The organism is Burkholderia sp. 9779_493 (genome assembly GCF_015712215.1).
Taxonomy (GTDB): Bacteria; Pseudomonadota; Gammaproteobacteria; order Burkholderiales; family Burkholderiaceae; genus Burkholderia; species Burkholderia cenocepacia.
On sequence record NZ_JACCQA010000002.1, the window covers coordinates 282,139 to 299,880 of the forward strand.

Consider the following 17,742-nt stretch of genomic DNA (forward strand, 5'->3'; position numbering starts at 1 on the left):
TTACTTCGCCTTGCCGTTGGCGCGTACGCCGAACTTGTTCTTGAACTTCTCGACACGGCCTGCCGTGTCCATGATCTTTTGCTGACCCGTGTAGAACGAGTGCGATTCCGACGACACTTCGATCTTGGCGAGCGGGTAGGTCTTGCCGTCGAGTTCGATGTTTTCGCGCGTCTGGATCGTCGAGCGCGTGATGAACTTGAAGCCGTTCGACATGTCTTGGAAGACGACTTCGCGGTAGTCCGGGTGAATGCCAGGTTTCATGATTTTCCTTGGTGATAGCGGTAGCCAACCCGCCGCTTGCCGTGTCGAGCCGCCCCGATGGAGCGATTCGGCTGACGTCAAGCCCGGCGCGAGCCACTTGCCTAAGGTCGAAAAACGGCGATTATGCCAGAAAATCAGACGGTTGACGAATAATTTTCACGGTGCGTCGAGCGCGCCGGTGCCGGCCGGATCCTGTCGGTAGTAGCGCGCGAGGAGCCGGTACAGCTCCGGAAATTCGGACTCGAACGCTTTCGGTCGCACGAACAGCGCCTCGCTGCATACCGCGAAGAATTCCGACGGGTGATCGGCCGCATAGGGATCGATCAGCGAATCCCGCTCGAAGCGCGCCCATGCGCGATCCGGCACCGCGTCGACGCGCGCGCAGAACTGGTCGTACGCATGTTCGAACACGTCGGCCCACGCCTGCGCGTCGAGGTGCGGCGCATGCCAGCGACGAAACAGGGGCGGATAGCCGTCGGCCGCGCCGCTGACCATGTCGATCTTGTGCGCGAACTCGTGGATCACGACGTTGTACGCGTCCCGGCCGTCCGTCATCTGCGCGTCTTCCCACGACAGGATCACCGGGCCGCCTTCCCAGGCCTCGCCGCTCGCATCCTGCTCGACTTCGTGGACGACGCCGTCCTCGTCCTGCACGGTCTTGCGGATCACGAATTCGCCCGGGTACACGACGACGCCGACCCAGCCGTCGTACAGCGACAGGTCCAGATTCAGCACCGGCAGGCAGGCCTGCGCGGCGATCGCGACGATCATCGCGTCGGTCAGCTCGAGCCCGTGCGCGGTCGAAAACGATTTTTTCGCGACGAACAGGCTCGTCAGCTCGCGCAGCCGCCCGAGCGCGTCGGGCGGCAGGGCGGCGAGGAACGGCAGGCGTTCGACGGTTTCCTGCCACAGCGGATCGGGAATCGGATGGCTGCGCAGCGCGCGGTCGCGGCGGCGGTCGTCGAACCAGCGGGTCAGTTTCGAAAGCATGGAGGCTGCGGACGAAAATCCAAAGCCTGTCTTTTAACTCAATCGATCTGTTTTTGCCATGCCGCGAAGAGGCCGCCGACGAGCGCCACGCCCGCGAGGAAGTAAAAGCCGTCGAGCGACGCGAGGAACGACGCCTGTTGCGCGACCATTCGCGCGATCGACGCGATCGCGAGGCCATGTGCGTCGTTCAGCGCGTGGCCGGCTGCCGCGTAATTGCGCGTCAGCGCGTCGACGGTCTGCTGGAACAGCGGGTCGAACAGGTTCGCGCGCTCGACGAGCCGCGTCTGGTGCACGGCGACGCGATGCTGCTCGACGATGATCACCGACGACGTCGCGAACGAGATCGTCAGTTGCCGCACGATGTTCTTCAGCCGGTAGCCGTGCGTGTATTCGTCGATCGCGAAGATCCGGAACGTGAGGTTCGCGACCGGCAGCACGATGAACAGCAGCAGCAATCCGCGCAGCAGCAGCGGGACGATCAGCGCGGCTTCGCCGACCTGCGGTGTCATCCGCGTCATCCACAGCGCGGCCGTGACGGCGATCGCGAACCCGGGCACGACGAACCACTTCTTGTGCGGGACGAATTTCGCGTAGCGCAGGTACGCGAACAGCGCGGTGGCGGAGATCAGCGACATCGTGCCGACCAGGCGCCCGGCATTCTCGACCGGATAGCCGAGCCCGCCCTCGAGAAATCGCGACGTCAGGTAACTGAAGCCCGTCGTCTCGTAGTAATAGAACATGTAGAGCAGCAGCCCGACCTGAAAAGTGCGCTCGCGGAACGCATGCAGCCGCACGAGCGGCGTCGGATGGTTCCACTGGTGATACGCGAACCACGCGAGCGCGCCGAGCCCGGCAAACGTCAGCATGATCAGCATCGGCGAGCCGCTGTAGAGCTGGTAATGCACCTGCTGCAGCACGATCTGCAGCGCCCCTTGCGCGAGCGCGAACACGACGTACGGCCAGAAGTGTCCGGAGCCGCGCTCGTCGTCCGGCGTGCGGCCCGAATCGGGCAGCGTGAGCAACGCGAGGATGGCGAACGCGATGCCGGCCGGCGCCGTGCACGCGAACAGGGCGCGCCACGTCGAATGCGCGACCAGCAGCCCGCCGACGATCGGCGCGAGCGCGCTGCCGAGCAGGATCATGATCAGGAACGCGCGTGTCGCGGGCGGCCGCTCCTGCGGCTTGAAGCTGATCTGGATCAGGATCCGGCACGCGCCCATCATCGGGCCGATGAAATAGCCCTGGAAGCCGCGCGCGAACGCGAGCTCCAGCGACGTGTCGGCCAGCGCCGCCGCGATCGCACCGAGGGAGAACATCAGCATGCAGCCCGCGACGTAGCGGCGATGGCCGAGCCGGTCGACCCACCATTGCTGCTGCAGGATGCCGAGCACGGCCGTGACCGCGTAGGCGCTCGACGACCACACGAGTTCGTCGGGCGACGCGTTGATGCCGCCCGCGATGTAGCTCGCGAAGAACGAGAAGACGGCGTTGTCGAAGTAGTCGATGCCGGTGACGAGAGCGAGCGCCCACGGGAACAGGTCCCCGCGCAGGTTCGAGCGGCTCCATAGCGGCGGCCGGCCCGGCACGGCGTTCATTCGCGGTCCTTGCGGGCGCGCCGCGCGCCGATTTCCGCCCGCCGCTGCGCGATCAGTTCATCGGCGTTTTCGCCGGCGAGGCGCCGCTCGACGTAGTCGATGTCGTGCTGCAACTCCTTGCGCAGCGCGACGGCTTCCTTCAACTCGCGCTGGACGGCCGCGATCCGCCGGTCGAGCGTGTCGATCTGCTCGGCGAGGCCGGCGCGGATGTCGCGCAACGACGCATCCGAATAGCGGCGCCGGCCGTCGCCCGTTTCTTCCAGCGGACGCTTCAGCATTTCGGTGATGCCGTGCAGCGAGAAGCCGAGCGCGCGCAGCCGCAGGATGCGCGCGAAACGCTCGAGGTCGGCTTCGTCGTAGAGACGGTAGCGGCCTTCGCTGCGCGACGGCGTGACGAGGCCGCGCTCTTCGTAATATTTGAGCGTGCGCGGCGTGACGCCGAGCCGCGACGCGGCGTCGCTGACGGTCAATAGCGGGGTGGAGGCGTCGGTCGGCATCGGGTATCGGGGATTCGGCGGGACAATGGCGCGATTATAGATCAACCTGTACGTTCACGTTCAGGTTGGGGCCGAAAAAACGGCCGCCGGGCAGGATGCGCGGGCGGCCGTGTCGCGGGGCGGGGGCGATCAGCCGCCGCGGCGCATCAGGTCGAAGAACTCGGAGTTGCTCTTCGTCTGGCGGATCTTGTCGAGCAGGAATTCCATTGCCTCGACTTCGTCCATGTCGTGGATGAACTTGCGCAGCACCCAGATCTTCTGAAGGATCTCGGGCTTGATCAGCATTTCCTCGCGACGCGTGCCCGACTTGTTCAGGTTGATCGACGGATACACGCGCTTTTCCGCGAGACGGCGCTCGAGGTGCACTTCCATGTTGCCGGTGCCCTTGAACTCTTCGTAGATCACGTCGTCCATGCGGCTGCCGGTTTCGATCAGCGCGGTGCCGATGATCGTCAGCGAACCGCCTTCCTCGATGTTGCGCGCCGCGCCGAAGAAGCGCTTCGGACGCTGCAGCGCGTTCGCGTCGACACCGCCCGTCAGCACCTTGCCCGATGCCGGGATCACGGTGTTGTACGCACGCGCGAGACGCGTGATCGAGTCGAGCAGAATCACGACGTCGTGCTTCATTTCGACGAGGCGCTTGGCCTTCTCGATCACCATTTCGGCGACCTGCACGTGGCGCGTGGCCGGTTCGTCGAACGTCGACGCGATCACTTCGCCGGCGACCGAGCGCTGCATTTCGGTCACTTCTTCCGGGCGCTCGTCGATCAGCAGCACGAACAGGATCACGTCCGGGTGGTTCTGCTTGATCGCATGCGCGATGTGCTGGAGCATCACGGTCTTGCCGGACTTCGGCGACGCGACGAGCAGGCCGCGCTGGCCCTTGCCGATCGGCGCGATCATGTCGATGATGCGGCCCGTGACGTTTTCCTCGCCGCGCATTTCGCGTTCGAGCGACAGCGGCTTGTTCGGGTGCAGCGGCGTGAGGTTCTCGAACATGATCTTGTGTTTCGAGGCCTCGGGCGGCTGCCCGTTGACTTTGTCGACCTTCACCAGCGCGAAGTAGCGCTCGCCGTCCTTCGGCGTGCGGACTTCACCTTCGATGGTGTCGCCGGTGTGCAGGTTGAAGCGGCGGATCTGCGACGGGCTGATGTAGATGTCGTCGGTGCTCGCGAGGTACGACATTTCCGGCGAGCGCAGGAAGCCGAAGCCGTCCGGCAGCACTTCGAGCGTACCGTCGCCGAAGATCGTCTCTCCCGTCTTGGCGCGCTTTTTGAGAATGGCAAACATCAACTCCTGCTTGCGCAGGCGGTTCGCGTTTTCGATCTCCAGGCCGTTGGCCATTTCGATCAGTTCGGACACGTGCAGAGACTTGAGCTCGGATAAATGCATACGGAGAACCCGCCAGGGAGGAGAAGCGACGAAAGAAAATAAGGGAGGAGGGCGAGCGGAGGCGCTCAGAGACTTAAATGCGTCTTGTCGACGTTTTTTAATTCTAGCATAGGCCGATTCGCGCTTGAGCGAGCGATCGGCGGCTTGACGACGGACGTGTTGCCGACTGACAACACGTCCGTGGAACTGCCGGTATTACAGGTGGCTGTCCAGGAAGGCGGTGAGCTGCGACTTCGACAGCGCGCCGACCTTCTGCGCGGCGGCCGCGCCGTTCTTGAACAGAATCAGCGTCGGGATGCCGCGCACGCCGAACTTCGCGGGCGTGGCCTGGTTGTCGTCGACGTTGATCTTCGCGATCTGCAGCTTGTCGCCGTAGTCCTTCGCGACTTCGTCGAGGATCGGGGCGATCATCTTGCACGGGCCGCACCATTCGGCCCAGAAATCGACGAGTACGGGCTTGTCGGACTTGACGACGTCCTGTTCGAACGATGCGTCGCTGATGTGTTTGATCTGTTCGCTCATTGGGTCAATACCTCTTACGGTTCGGGGACTGCCTGCTTGCGCGTTGCGGCGTACCGGCCGCCGTAGGCTGCCGGCCGCTGCGGCAGGTCACTCCGCCTTCCGGAAGGGAGGGGGCGTAAGCGCTGCATGCCGCGGCTCGCGGGTCGTTCGGGCGTCATATTAGCCTAAATTGCTATCTGCTGCGGGCGGCGATAGTAGCCGCTACGCGAGTAGGGGTACGACGCGACGTTCGACCGTCGTGCCACGCAGGTGGAGGCCGGTCCGCAAATTACAAGGGGGTGGGCCGCATGCGGTGCGCGCGAACGGGCGATGCGCGGGTTTGCCCGGCGATATTCGCTTTGATGCGAACAAACGGTCGCATTCGTCCGGAAGCGGTGATAGAATATGCCGTGACGGGCCTCCTCGCATGGTGGGGCGGTGAACCTGGTCAGGTCGGGAACGAAGCAGCCACAATCGTTTTCCGCCAGTGCCGAGGGTTGGGCTCGTCACCTTCCTTCTCGCCCCGTTCGCAGGGCGTTTTTTATTTCTGCGTCACACTCCGTTCGACCTCCACCTTGCCCGTGTTCCGCACCGTTTCGCGTGTCGGCGCGACGCAGCGTTACTGATACAATTTCCCGATGACCTATCAAGTTCTCGCACGCAAGTGGCGTCCGAAGGATTTCGCTTCGCTCGTCGGCCAGGAGCACGTCGTCAGGGCGCTCACGCACGCGCTCGACGGCGGGCGTCTCCATCACGCCTATCTGTTTACCGGAACCCGCGGTGTCGGCAAGACGACGCTGTCGCGGATCTTCGCGAAGGCGCTCAACTGTGAAACCGGCGTCACGTCGCAGCCGTGCGGCGTGTGTCGCGCGTGTCGCGAGATCGACGAGGGTCGTTTCGTCGATTACGTCGAGATGGACGCGGCGAGCAACCGCGGCGTCGACGAAATGGCCGCGCTGCTCGAGCGCGCGGTGTACGCGCCCGTCGATGCGCGCTTCAAGGTCTACATGATCGACGAAGTGCACATGCTGACGAATCACGCGTTCAACGCGATGCTGAAGACGCTGGAAGAGCCGCCGCCGCACGTCAAGTTCATCCTCGCGACGACCGATCCGCAGAAAATCCCCGTCACCGTGCTGTCGCGCTGTCTGCAGTTCAACCTGAAGCAGATGCCGGCCGGGCACATCGTGTCGCATCTCGAGCGGATCCTCGGCGAAGAACGGATCACGTTCGAGCCGCAGGCGCTGCGCCTGCTCGCGCGGGCCGCGCAGGGCAGCATGCGCGACGCGCTGTCGCTGACCGACCAGGCGATCGCCTATTCGGCGAACGAGGTGACCGAGTCGGCGGTGTCGGGCATGCTCGGCGCGCTCGACCAGACCTACATGGTGCGCCTGCTCGACGCGCTCGCGGCCGGCAACGGCCCGGAAATCCTCGCGATTGCCGACGAGATGTCGCTGCGCAGCCTGTCGTTCTCGACCGCGCTGCAGGATCTCGCGAGCCTGCTGCACCGGATCGCGTGGGCGCAGTTCGCGCCGGGCTCGGTGCTCGACGAATGGCCGGAAGCGGCCGACCTGCGCCGGTTTGCTGAGACGCTGAGCCCTGAGCAGGTGCAGTTGTTCTATCAGATCGCGACGGTCGGGCGCGCCGAACTCGGCCTGGCGCCGGACGAATACGCCGGTTTCACGATGACGCTGCTGCGGATGCTCGCGTTCGAGCCGGCCGTCGGCGCCGGCAGCGCACCGGGCGGTCAGCCGTCCGTGCCGCCGCGTGCGGTGCCGGCTCCGCGTGCTACGGCGGCACCGGCCGCCGCCGCGGCGAAGCCGGTATCGGCCGCGCCGGCAAGCGCAGCGCGCCCGCCGGTCGCCCGTTCGGCGCCGGTGCAATCGAGCGATGAAGCCGAACGGCCGGCCGCCAAGCCGGCTGCCGTTCAGTCACCGGCAGAAGCAGCGCCGGAACCGGTCGCGGCTGACGTGCAAGCTGTCGAGCCTCCTCAGCCGGAAACGAAGGCAGCGCCCGCCGGCGACACGCCGCCTCCCGCGCGCAAGGAACCTGAGCCGCCCGCCGTTGCCGTCGTGCAGCGAAACGACGAACCGGCTCCGCAGGCGGAACCGGCGCAGCGCGTCGCATCGCCCGAGCCGGCCGCCGCACGGCCGGCGGCGCGCGCGGGCGGTGCCGCCGCCGCACTCGACGTGCTGCGCAATGCGGGGATGCGCGTGTCGTCGGACCGCGGGCGCGCAGGCGCTGCCGCCAAGCCGGCTGCGGCCCAGCCGGCTGCTGAAAAGCCGGTCGCGCCGCGTCCGGCCGTCCAGGTGCCGACGCCGCGTGCTGCCGCCCGTGCGCCGCAAGCAGCCGATTCGCGCCAGCCGTCGCCGCCGTGGGAAGACATCCCGCCCGACGACTACGTGCCGCTCAGCGCCGACGAAATGTTCGGCGGGTCCGACGACGGCTTCGTGCCGGTGTTCGACAGCGGTCCCGACGACGTGCGCGTGACGCCGAAGCCGGCGGACGCGCGTCCGGCCGCGCCGATCGACACGCGTCCGCTGCCGCCCGCGATCGCGCTCGATCCGATCGGTTTCGACGGCGAATGGCCGGCGCTGGCCGCGCGGTTGCCGCTGAAGGGTGTCGCGTACCAGCTCGCGTTCAACAGCGAGCTGACGGCCGTCGACGCAACCGCATTGAAATTGTCCGTGCCGGTGCCGCAGTATGCGGACGCCGCACAGGTGGCGAAGCTGAAGGCCGCACTGGCCGATGCGCTCGGCAAGCCGGTCGAGGTGACCGTCGAGGTCGGGCCCGCGCGGCGCACCGCGGCGGCGCTCGATGCGGCCGCGCGCGCGGCGCGCCAGCGCGAAGCCGAACAGGAGATTCACGGCGATCCGTTCGTCCAGCAGCTCGTGCGCGAGTTCGGTGCACGCATCGTCGAAGGGTCGGTGCGCCCGCTCGCCGATTCGGCGCCGGACGGCGCGCCGCCGACGCTGCATTGAACTGAGCGCCCCGCGACAGGCACAATCACGCCCCGCACACATTGGCCGGCACGCGCCGCGTGCCGGTTTTCACACGATCAAGAAGGAGTATTCCCATGTTGAAAGGCAACCTCGCCGGACTGATGAAGCAAGCGCAGCAAATGCAGGAAAACATGAAGAAGATGCAGGAGCAGCTTGCGCTCATCGAAGTCGAAGGGCAGTCGGGCGCCGGCCTCGTCAAGGTGACGATGACGTGCCGCAACGAAGTGCGCCGCGTGTCGATCGACCCGAGCCTGCTCGCGGACGACAAGGACATGCTCGAGGATCTCGTCGCCGCTGCGTTCAACGACGCGGTGCGCAAGGCCGAAGCCACGTCGCAGGAAAAGATGAGCGGCATGACCTCGGGCCTGCCGCTGCCCCCGGGCTTCAAGCTGCCGTTCTGAGCGCGGCGTCCTTGCCACTGTTTGCCGCCGTATGAAACAGCCGTCCGCCCTGTCCGCCCTCGTCGAAGCGTTGCGCGTGCTGCCCGGCGTCGGGCCGAAATCCGCGCAGCGCATGGCGGTTCACCTGATGCAGCACGACCGTGAGGGCGCGGAGCGGCTCGGCCGGTCGCTGCTGTTCGCGACCGAGCACCTGCAGCACTGCGAGAAGTGCAACACGTTCACCGAAGCGCAGATCTGCGAGGTCTGCAGCGACGAGGAGCGTGATCCGACGCTGCTGTGCGTCGTCGAGACGCCTGCCGACCAGATCATGCTCGAGCAGACGATGACCTACCGCGGGTTGTATTTCGTGCTGATGGGGCGACTGAGCCCGCTCGACGGGATCGGCCCGAAGGAAATCCATTTCGACCGCCTCGTGCGGCGCGCGTCCGACGGCGTCGTCAAGGAAGTCGTGCTCGCGACCAACTTCACGAACGAAGGCGAAGCCACCGCCCACTACCTCGGCCAGACGCTCAAGGCGCGCGGGCTGGCGGTCACGCGCCTCGCGCGCGGCGTGCCGGTGGGCGGCGAGCTCGAGTACGTCGACGCGGGCACCATCGCCCGCGCGATGCTCGACCGCCGCACGATGTAAGCCGGGCGCCGCCTGCGGGCGGCGCCGTTCCTCATGCCAGGGAGACACATGAGCACCAGCCAGGGCCCGCTCGCGGGCGTCAAAGTGCTCGAATTCGGAACGCTGATCGCGGGGCCGTTCGCGTCGCGGCTGTTCGCCGAATTCGGCGCGGAAGTGATCAAGATCGAGGATCCGAACGGCGGCGACCCGCTGCGCAAGTGGCGCAAGCTCCATCCGGAGCAGGGCGGCACGTCGCTGTGGTGGTCCGTGCAGGCGCGCAACAAGAAATCGGTCACGCTGAACCTGAAGGCCGACGCCGGCAAGGCGATCGCGCGGCAGCTCGCAAGCGAGGCCGACATCGTGATCGAGAACTTCCGCCCGGGCCTGCTCGAAAAGCTCGGGCTCGGCTACGACGTGCTGTCGGCCGACAATCCGGGCCTCGTGATGGTGCGCCTGTCCGGCTACGGGCAGACGGGCCCGTACCGCGACCGGCCCGGCTTCGGCGCGATCGCCGAATCGATGGGCGGGCTGCGCCACATCACCGGCTATCCGGATCTGCCGCCGCCGCGCATCGGCATCTCGATCGGCGACTCGATCGCCGCGCTGCACGGCGTGATCGGCGCGCTGATGGCGCTCCATCACCGCAAGGTCAACGGCGGCGCGGGGCAGGTGGTCGACGTTGCACTGTATGAAGCCGTCTTCAACATGATGGAAAGCGTGGTGCCCGAGTACGGCGTGTACGGGATGGTGCGCGAGCGCACCGGCGCGTCGCTGCCGGGTATCGTGCCGTCGAATACGTATGCATGCCGCGACGGCAGCATCGTGATCGGCGGCAACAGCGATCCGATCTTCAAGCGGCTGATGAAGGCGATCGAGCGCGACGACCTCGCCGACGATCCCGCGCTCGCGCAAAACGACGGGCGCGTGCCGCGCACGCAGGAAATCGACGACGCGATCGCCGCGTGGCTCGCGCCGCGCACGATCGAAGAGGCGCTCGCCGTGCTGAATGCGGCCGACGTGCCGGCCGGGCGCATCTACAGCGCCGCCGACATGTTCACCGATCCGCAGTTCGTCGCGCGCCAGATGATCCAGCGTTTCAAGCTGGCCGACGGCACCGACATTCCGCTGCCGAACATCACGCCGAAGCTGTCGGACACGCCGGGCGAAACGCGCTGGCTCGGGCCCGAGCTCGGCGAGCACACCGACGAGGTGCTGCGCGGCCTCGGCTACGACGCGCAGGCGATTGCCGCGCTGCGCGAGGCGGGCGCGATCTGAGTGCCCCGCGGCCTGGCGCCTTGCGCCGGGCCGCCCGACGGACGCCTTTTCCGACGAGTCGTTCGTCGGGGCGAAAAACCCCGGCGACCCGGTGTTTTCCCCGGCGCATGGAATGCCGCCGCACGATGCGGCGGCGCATCGTGCGCCCATGCGTATACCCACCCGTCCGCGGCCGCCGGACTGTCGCTCTCGCGCCATCTTTCCTCGGTTACAATCGCCGGATGCGAATCCTACTCAGCAACGACGACGGCTATCTCGCCCCCGGTCTCGCCGCGCTCAGCGAAGCGCTGCAGCCGCTGGCCGAGCTCACGGTGATCGCGCCCGAGCAGAACTGCAGCGGCGCGTCGAACTCCCTCACGTTGTCGCGGCCGCTGTCGGTGCAGCGCGCAGCGGGTACGGGTTTCTTCTACGTGAACGGCACGCCGACCGATTCGGTGCACGTCGCGCTGACGGGGATGGCCGATGAGAGGCCCGACATCGTCGTATCCGGCATCAACAACGGCCAGAACATGGGCGAAGACACGCTCTATTCGGGGACAGTTGCAGCCGCCACCGAGGGCATCATGTTCGGTGTGCCGGCGATTGCGTTCTCGCTGGTCGACAAGGGCTGGGCCCAGCTGCCGGACGCCGCGCGCGTCGCCGCGGAAATCGTCGCGCATTACCTCGCGCACCCGCTGCCGGGCAACCCGCTGCTGAACGTCAATATTCCGAACCTGCCGTACGACGAGCTGAAGGGCTGGAAGGTTACGCGCCTCGGCAAGCGTCATCCGTCGCAGCCGGTGATCCGCCAGACCGACCCGCGCGGCGAGCCGATCTACTGGATCGGTGCCGCGGGCGACGCGCTGGACGCCAGCGAGGGCACCGATTTTCACGCCGTCGCAAACGGTTTCGTGTCGATCACGCCGCTGCAGCTCGATCTCACGCATACGCAGATGCTGCCCGCGACGCGCGAATGGGTGCGCGCCGGAGGGCGGGCTTCATGAGCGGCGAGCGCGCGAAGCGGTTCCCGCTCGCGCTCGAAGATCTCAAGCGAGCGCCACGCAAGTCGGACGGTCGGGCCGGTGAACGCCAGGCGGCGGGCGCGGTGCCGAAGGCCGCCGACAAACCCGCAGCCGTGCTGAAACCGGTTGCGGTGAAGCCGGCCGCCGTGCGGGCGCCGCTGCCGGGTATCGGCGCCGCGAAACCGGCGACCGCACCGAAGCCGACCGTGCTCAAGCCAGCGCTGCCGAAGCCGGCTGCGCCCACGATCGCGCCGGCCGGCGCGTTCGCCCTCACGTCGGAACGTGTGCGCGAGCGGATGGTCGAACGCCTGCGCGCGAACGGCGTGACCGATACGCGCGTGCTGGACGCGATGGCCGCGGTGCCGCGCCACATGTTCGTGGATCCGGGGCTCGCGACGCAGGCCTACGAGGATTCGGCGCTGCCGATCGGCCATCAGCAAACCATTTCAAAGCCGTCGGTCGTCGCGCGCATGATCGAGCTCGCGATGGCCGGCCGCACACTCGAGCGCGTGCTCGAGATCGGCACGGGCTGCGGCTATCAGGCCGCCGTGCTGAGCCACGTGGCACGCGACGTGTATTCGATTGAACGCATCAAGCCGCTGTATGAGCGCGCGAAGCTGAACCTGCGGCCGCTGCGCGTGCCGAACATCCGTCTGCACTATGGCGACGGGCGTGTCGGCCTGCCGTCCGCGGCCCCGTTCGACGCGATCGTGATCGCGGCGGCGGGGCTCGACGTGCCGCAGGCGCTGCTCGAGCAGCTCGCGATCGGCGGGCGGCTCGTCGCGCCGGTCGGCGCGCAGAGCGGGCAGCACCAGGTGCTCACGCTCGTCGAGCGCGTCGCGCACGCGCAATGGCGAGAGTCCCGGCTTGATCGCGTTTTCTTTGTCCCTTTAAAATCCGGAGTGATTTGAAACCGATGAGTATGTTGCGCGCGATGCAAAACAACCGATCCCGGGAACCGCTCACGCTCGCCCAGCGCGCGATCTGTGTGGCTGCGTTCTCCACGCTACTGGCCGCCTGTGCGACGCGGCTCGACAACGCGCCCGTCGTCGACCGCTCCGGGTCGCTCGGCACGACCGCCACCGCGCAGCCCGCGGTGCCGCTCGGCCCGCCGCCGCCTGGCTTCTATCGTGTGAAGCCGGGCGACACGCTGTACCGGATTGCGCTCGAGAACGGGCAGAACTATCGCGACATCGCGTCGTGGAACAACCTGGCGAACCCGAACCAGATCGAAGTCGACCAGCTGCTGCGCGTGGCGCCGCCGGGCGGCGCCGCGGTCGCGGGTGCGCCGGCCGCCGCGCCGATCGTCGGTGGTGCGGTCGCGACGGCACCGCTGAGCAGCGGCCCGGCCGCGCCGGCTGCCGGCACGTCGTCGGCGCTGGCCGCCACGCCGCCGGCGGCGGCAACCGGATCGAGCGATACGGCCGCGGCGCCGAGCGGCCCCGTGACGTTCGCGTGGCCCGCGCGCGGCCCCGTGCTGAACGGGTTCGACGACGCGAAGAACAAGGGTGTCAATATCGGCGGGACGGCCGGCGAGGCCGTGAAGGCGGCGGCGGACGGCCGCGTCGTTTACTCCGGCAACGGTCTGCGTGGTTACGGCAACCTCATTATCATCAAGCACGATGCAACTTACCTCACGGCGTATGCACACAATCGCGCTTTGATGGTAAAAGAGGGGGACGCGGTAACGAAGGGGCAGAAGATCGCCGAGATGGGTAACAGCGATGCCGACCGCGTGATGCTGCATTTCGAGGTTCGCCGGCAGGGTAAGCCTGTCGATCCGCTGAAGTATTTGCCGCCTCAATAACCGAGACGACCATGCCGAAATCGAAGCGCCACGAGCCGCAAGCCGAGTCTGAGAAGATCAGTCGTGCCACGCAAGCATCGGTGGGGCGAGTGGGTGCTTCGACGGACGACGAAGACGACGTCGCGGAAAACGAACGTGATCTCGAGGCACGCGACGCCGAGGCCGAAGGTGGCGACGACGAGCGCGAAGGCCGTCAGGAAGCCGCGCCCGACGTCGACGATTTCCGCACGCTGCTGCAGGCCGAACTCACGGCCGACACGATCCAGCATTACCTGAACCGCATCAGCGTGAAGCCGCTGCTGACCGTCGAGGAAGAGCAGCGCTATTCGCGTCTTGCGAAGGCCGGCGAATTCGAGGCGCGGCAGGTGATGATCGAGCGCAACCTGCGTCTCGTCGTCAGTATCGCGAAGGGGTACCTGAACCGCGGCGTGCCGCTGCTCGACCTGATCGAGGAAGGCAACCTCGGCCTGATGCACGCGATCGAGAAATTCGACCCGACGCGCGGTTTTCGCTTCTCGACCTACGCGACGTGGTGGATCCGGCAGAGCATCGAGCGGGCGATCATGAACCAGGCCCGCACGGTGCGCCTGCCCGTGCACGTGATCCGCGAACTGAACCAGGTGCTGCGCGCGAAGCGCCACCTCGAAAAGAATTCGATGTCGACGGGCGAGGCGGCCGAACGCCGTGAAGCCAGCATCGACGACATCGCCTATCTCACCGGCAAGACCGCCGAGGAAGTCACCGATATCCTCGCGCTCAACGAACACACGGCGTCGCTCGACGCGCCGCTCGACCTCGATCCCGCGAGCAGCCTGCTCGACCTGCTGCCCGACGACCAGAGCCAGTCGCCCGACGCCGAGGTGCAGCACCGCGAGCTCGAAACGCTGACGCGCGCGTGGCTGTCGCGGCTGTCCGACAAGCACCGGCACGTGATCGAGCGCCGCTTCGGCCTGAACCACATCGAACCGGCGACGCTCGAGGAGCTCGCCGACGAGATGGGGCTCACGCGCGAGCGCGTGCGGCAGATCCAGCAGGAAGCGCTGGTGCGCCTCAAGCGGTTCTTTGCCTCCAACGGCGTGCGCAAGGACGCCGTTCTGTAACTGATGACTCCGATTCTCGTTTTTGACATCGAGACGATTCCCGATGTCGACGGCATTCGCCGTCTGGAAGACCTGCCCGCGACGCTCGACGATGCCGCGGTGGCCGAGCATGCATTCGCCGCACGCCGCGAGAAGACCGGCAGTGATTTCCTGCCGCATCACCTGCAGCGGATCGCGGCGATTTCGTGCGTGTTCCGCGACAACAACGGTTTTCGCGTGCGCTCGCTCGGCACGCCGCAGGACAACGAAGCCACGCTGATCCAGTCGTTCTACCGCGTAATCGAGAAATACACGCCGCAGCTCGTGTCGTGGAACGGCGGTGGCTTCGATCTGCCGGTGCTCCATTACCGCGCGCTCGTGCACGGCATTCCCGCCACCCGCTACTGGGATCTCGGCGAGGACGACCGCGAGTTCAAGTGGAACAACTACATCTCGCGCTATCACTCGCGGCATACCGACCTGATGGACGTGCTCGCGATGTATCAGGCGCGCGCCAATGCGCCGCTCGACGCGCTTGCGAAGCTGTGCGGCTTTCCGGGCAAGCTCGGGATGGACGGCAGCCAGGTATGGCCGGCGTTCCAGGACGGGCGAATCGAGGAAATCCGCAACTACTGCGAAACCGACGTCGTCAATACCTACCTGCTGTATTGCCGGTTCCAGTTGATGCGCGGCGGCCTGACGCCGAGCGAGTACGCGGACGAGATCCTGCTCGTGAAGAACGCGCTTGCGCTGGAACCGGCGCCACACTGGGTCGAATACCTGGCCGGCTTCGACGCGTAGCGCGGACAGGCCGCGCCGCGGCCGGCCCGATCAGCCGAGGTCGAGCAGCACCGGCTGGTGATCGGACGCGCGCACGTAATCGTCGATCTCGCAGCGGGTGACGCGCGGCAACAGCGTGTCGGTCACGAACACGAAATCGCACGCGAGCGGCCCGTCCGACCATTGCACCGTATCGTAGACGCCGGCCGTCGGCGGCGGCGTGCGGCCGGGGTGCCGCGCAACCCACGCGTCGATGAAATCCGGCGCGTCGGCAAGCGGCGCCAGGAAGCGCCGGTATGCGTCGCTGCCGAATGCACTGTTGAAATCGCCGCAGACGATCGCATCGCGTGGCTGTCCGGTCGCGCTGAACGGCCCCTCGGCGGTTTCGGCGCGGGCCGGGTGGGTCGCGTGCGCACAGGCCTCGCGATGCCGGTCGCGCAGCGCGTCGACCTGCGCGAGCCGCTGGCGCGCCGAGTAATACTCCAGATGCGTGGTGACCACGCGCAACGGCCCGAACGGCGCCTGCAACTCGATGTCGAGCGCGACGCGCGGCATCGACGGCGCGCCGGCGTCGGCCGGCCACGGCAGCGACTGGCGCAGCACGCGCCCGACCGGCAGCCTTGTCGCGATGGCGTTGCCGAACTGGCGGCGCGGTGCGCCCGGCCGGATGGCCGGCAGGTCGGCGCCGATCGCGTCGACGACCGCATAGCCGGGCAGCAGCGCGGCGAGTTCGGCGAACTGGTCGGGGCCCGGCCGGCCGGGCAGTGCGTCGAAGCCGCGCGTGACTTCCTGCAGGCACAGCACGTCGAAATCGCCGAGCTCGCGAATGGCTGCGACGGTGCGGGGAAGATCGACGACGCCGTCCGCGTCCCGACCCCATTGGATGTTCCAGTCGATCAATCGCATGGTCGAATCTCCCGTCGGGCGAAATGTCGGGCCTTGGGCCTCGGGCGTTGCCCCGGCTGATTTGCGGCCGGGCATTGCCGCAGGCGCATCCCGCAGCCGCATTGCGTGGCCGCCCGGGCGCGCTACGGGCTGTCCGTGCGCAAGTTCGACGCCTGCCTCATCCAAAGCGCGCGACGGAGGCTTTCGTCGTCTACAATCTCGCCTTCTTCAACGTTTGTCAGGAAAAGCTGGTGTCCGAAGCCGTCCCCACTTCTGCGCGCAAATCCAAAAATGCGCCCGTCGCGCCCGGGCCCGCCCCGGTTCTCGAGATCGAATCGCTCGACATGGAAGCGCGCGGTGTCGGCCGCACGGTGACCGAGGACGGCGGGCCGGGCAAGGTGATCTTCGTCGAAGGCGCGCTGCCGGGCGAGCGCGTGACTTATTCGAGCTACCGCCGCAAGCCGAGCTACGAGCAGGCGACGGTCGTCGACATTCTGCGCCCGAGCGTATTGCGCACGCAGCCGAAGTGCAAATTCTTCGGCACCTGCGGCGGCTGCTCGATGCAGCATCTCGACATGCGCGCGCAGGTGGCGGTCAAGCAACGCGTGCTCGAAGACAACCTGTGGCATCTGGCGAAGCTGCGCGCGGAAACGATGTTTGCGCCGATCCACGGCCCGTCGTGGGGCTACCGCTACCGGGCGCGCCTGACCGTGCGCAACGTCGCGAAGAAGGGCGGCGTGCTGGTCGGGTTCCACGAGAAGAAGAGCAGCTACGTCGCCGACATGACGAGCTGCGAAGTGCTGCCGCCGCACGTGTCGGCGATGCTCGTGCCGCTGCGCCGGCTCGTCGAGGGACTGTCGATTCGTGACCGGATGCCGCAGATCGAACTCGCGGTCGGCTCGACCGTCACCGCGCTCGTGCTGCGCGTGCTGGAGCCGATCAATGCGGACGACGAAGCGCTGCTGCGCGCGTTCGCGGACGAGCACAACGTGCAGTTCTGGTTGCAGCCGAAGGGGCCGGACACGGTGACGCCGTTCTATCCGCTCGACGTGTCGCTCGACTACACGCTGCCGGAATTCGGCATCCGCATGCCGTTCAAGCCGACCGACTTCACGCAGGTCAATCACCAGATCAACCGCGTGCTGGTGGGTCGCGCGCTGCGCCTGCTCGCGCCGTCGCGCGACGATCGCGTGCTCGACCTGTTCTGCGGGATCGGCAACTTCACGCTGCCGCTCGCGCGGCTGTCGCGCGAAGTGATGGGCATCGAGGGCAGCGACACGCTGACCACGCGCGCGCTGGCGAACGCACGCGAGAACGGGGTCGACGGCCATACGACGTTCGCGTGCCGGAACCTGTTCGAAGTGACCGGCGACGACCTCCGCGCGCTCGGCGCATTCGACAAGTTCCTGATCGACCCGCCGCGCGAAGGCGCGCTCGCGGTGTCGAAGGCGCTGGCCGAGATCGCGCAGAGCGGCGAAGGTCCGCTGCCGAAGCGCATCGTGTACGTGTCGTGCAACCCGTCGACGCTCGCGCGCGATGCAGGCCTGCTCGTGCACGAGGCCGGCTACCGGCTGAAGGGCGCCGGTGTCGTGAACATGTTCCCGAATACGTCGCACGTCGAATCGATCGCGCTGTTCGAGCGCGATTGAGCCGGGCGGCGGACGTAAAA

At 67.1% G+C, this 17,742-nt stretch carries 17 protein-coding genes and 1 other RNA gene; 11 read left to right on the forward strand and 7 right to left on the reverse strand.

The features are described from left to right. The 6 genes from H0X95_RS02890 to trxA all read right to left on the reverse strand — a co-directional run bounded on the left by H0X95_RS02890 (position 1) and on the right by trxA (position 5,257). On the reverse strand, positions 1-261 hold the full coding sequence (locus H0X95_RS02890; protein WP_006485080.1) for a type B 50S ribosomal protein L31: 261 nt from the start codon (positions 259-261) through the stop codon (positions 1-3). A 156-nt stretch (positions 262-417) separates the two neighbouring features. Then, entirely contained in the window at positions 418-1,251 is an 834-nt protein-coding gene (locus H0X95_RS02895) for a zinc-dependent peptidase (RefSeq protein ID WP_059720646.1), read from the reverse strand. Between the two features lie 38 nt (positions 1,252-1,289). Further along, on the reverse strand, positions 1,290-2,846 hold the full coding sequence (locus tag H0X95_RS02900) for an MFS transporter (RefSeq protein ID WP_059720645.1): 1,557 nt from the start codon (positions 2,844-2,846) through the stop codon (positions 1,290-1,292). Further along, positions 2,843-3,343: a MerR family transcriptional regulator gene (locus H0X95_RS02905; RefSeq protein ID WP_006485074.1), complete on the reverse strand. Its 501-nt coding sequence runs from the start codon at positions 3,341-3,343 to the stop codon at positions 2,843-2,845. The genes H0X95_RS02900 and H0X95_RS02905 overlap by 4 nt, the downstream gene beginning before the upstream one ends. 129 nt (positions 3,344-3,472) lie before the next feature. Further along, complete coding sequence (gene rho / locus H0X95_RS02910) at positions 3,473-4,735, reverse strand: transcription termination factor Rho (protein ID WP_006478662.1); 1,263 nt, start codon at positions 4,733-4,735, stop codon at positions 3,473-3,475. A 195-nt stretch (positions 4,736-4,930) separates the two neighbouring features. Further along, complete coding sequence (gene trxA, locus H0X95_RS02915; RefSeq protein WP_006402348.1) at positions 4,931-5,257, reverse strand: thioredoxin TrxA; 327 nt, start codon at positions 5,255-5,257, stop codon at positions 4,931-4,933. Positions 5,258-5,648: 391 nt separating this feature from the next. Here trxA and ffs point away from each other — a divergent pair. The 10 genes from ffs to H0X95_RS02965 all read left to right on the forward strand — a co-directional run bounded on the left by ffs (position 5,649) and on the right by H0X95_RS02965 (position 15,209). Continuing rightward, positions 5,649-5,747: signal recognition particle sRNA small type (gene ffs, locus H0X95_RS02920), an RNA gene on the forward strand. Positions 5,748-5,874: 127 nt separating this feature from the next. Further along, positions 5,875-8,217 (forward strand): DNA polymerase III subunit gamma/tau, encoded by a 2,343-nt coding sequence (locus H0X95_RS02925; RefSeq protein WP_059720644.1) that lies wholly within the window; start codon positions 5,875-5,877, stop codon positions 8,215-8,217. Between the two features lie 95 nt (positions 8,218-8,312). After that, positions 8,313-8,639 carry a YbaB/EbfC family nucleoid-associated protein gene (locus H0X95_RS02930; RefSeq protein WP_006482124.1) on the forward strand — a complete coding sequence of 109 codons (327 nt, stop codon included), beginning with the start codon at positions 8,313-8,315 and terminating at the stop codon, positions 8,637-8,639. 31 nt (positions 8,640-8,670) lie between these two features. Continuing rightward, positions 8,671-9,267, forward strand: coding sequence for a recombination mediator RecR (recR, locus tag H0X95_RS02935; RefSeq protein ID WP_006478665.1), 597 nt, complete (start codon positions 8,671-8,673; stop codon positions 9,265-9,267). A 48-nt stretch (positions 9,268-9,315) separates the two neighbouring features. After that, the gene (locus H0X95_RS02940) at positions 9,316-10,521 is read left to right on the forward strand and encodes a CaiB/BaiF CoA transferase family protein (RefSeq protein WP_006482127.1); all 1,206 of its coding nucleotides are present in this window, start codon (positions 9,316-9,318) and stop codon (positions 10,519-10,521) included. 221 nt (positions 10,522-10,742) lie between these two features. Continuing rightward, entirely contained in the window at positions 10,743-11,504 is a 762-nt protein-coding gene (gene surE, locus H0X95_RS02945; RefSeq protein ID WP_006482126.1) for a 5'/3'-nucleotidase SurE, read from the forward strand. After that, positions 11,501-12,433, forward strand: coding sequence for a protein-L-isoaspartate(D-aspartate) O-methyltransferase (locus tag H0X95_RS02950; RefSeq protein ID WP_034201645.1), 933 nt, complete (start codon positions 11,501-11,503; stop codon positions 12,431-12,433). The genes surE and H0X95_RS02950 overlap by 4 nt, the downstream gene beginning before the upstream one ends. Positions 12,434-12,438: 5 nt before the next feature. Then, positions 12,439-13,329, forward strand: a complete 891-nt coding sequence (locus H0X95_RS02955) for a peptidoglycan DD-metalloendopeptidase family protein (protein ID WP_034195698.1) — start codon at positions 12,439-12,441, stop codon at positions 13,327-13,329. Between the two features lie 11 nt (positions 13,330-13,340). Continuing rightward, the gene (gene rpoS, locus H0X95_RS02960; protein ID WP_006484452.1) at positions 13,341-14,429 is read left to right on the forward strand and encodes an RNA polymerase sigma factor RpoS; all 1,089 of its coding nucleotides are present in this window, start codon (positions 13,341-13,343) and stop codon (positions 14,427-14,429) included. Between the two features lie 3 nt (positions 14,430-14,432). Beyond that, a complete protein-coding gene (locus H0X95_RS02965; RefSeq protein ID WP_006484453.1) occupies positions 14,433-15,209 on the forward strand; it encodes a 3'-5' exonuclease in 777 nt (258 codons plus the stop codon). 30 nt (positions 15,210-15,239) lie between these two features. On the opposite strand, the gene H0X95_RS02970 is transcribed toward H0X95_RS02965, so the two are convergent. Beyond that, the gene (locus tag H0X95_RS02970) at positions 15,240-16,094 is read right to left on the reverse strand and encodes an endonuclease/exonuclease/phosphatase family protein (protein ID WP_006496409.1); all 855 of its coding nucleotides are present in this window, start codon (positions 16,092-16,094) and stop codon (positions 15,240-15,242) included. 227 nt (positions 16,095-16,321) lie between these two features. Between H0X95_RS02970 and rlmD the strand changes: the two genes are divergently transcribed. After that, positions 16,322-17,722 carry a 23S rRNA (uracil(1939)-C(5))-methyltransferase RlmD gene (gene rlmD / locus H0X95_RS02975; RefSeq protein WP_369718879.1) on the forward strand — a complete coding sequence of 467 codons (1,401 nt, stop codon included), beginning with the start codon at positions 16,322-16,324 and terminating at the stop codon, positions 17,720-17,722. Positions 17,723-17,742 lie beyond the last annotated feature (20 nt).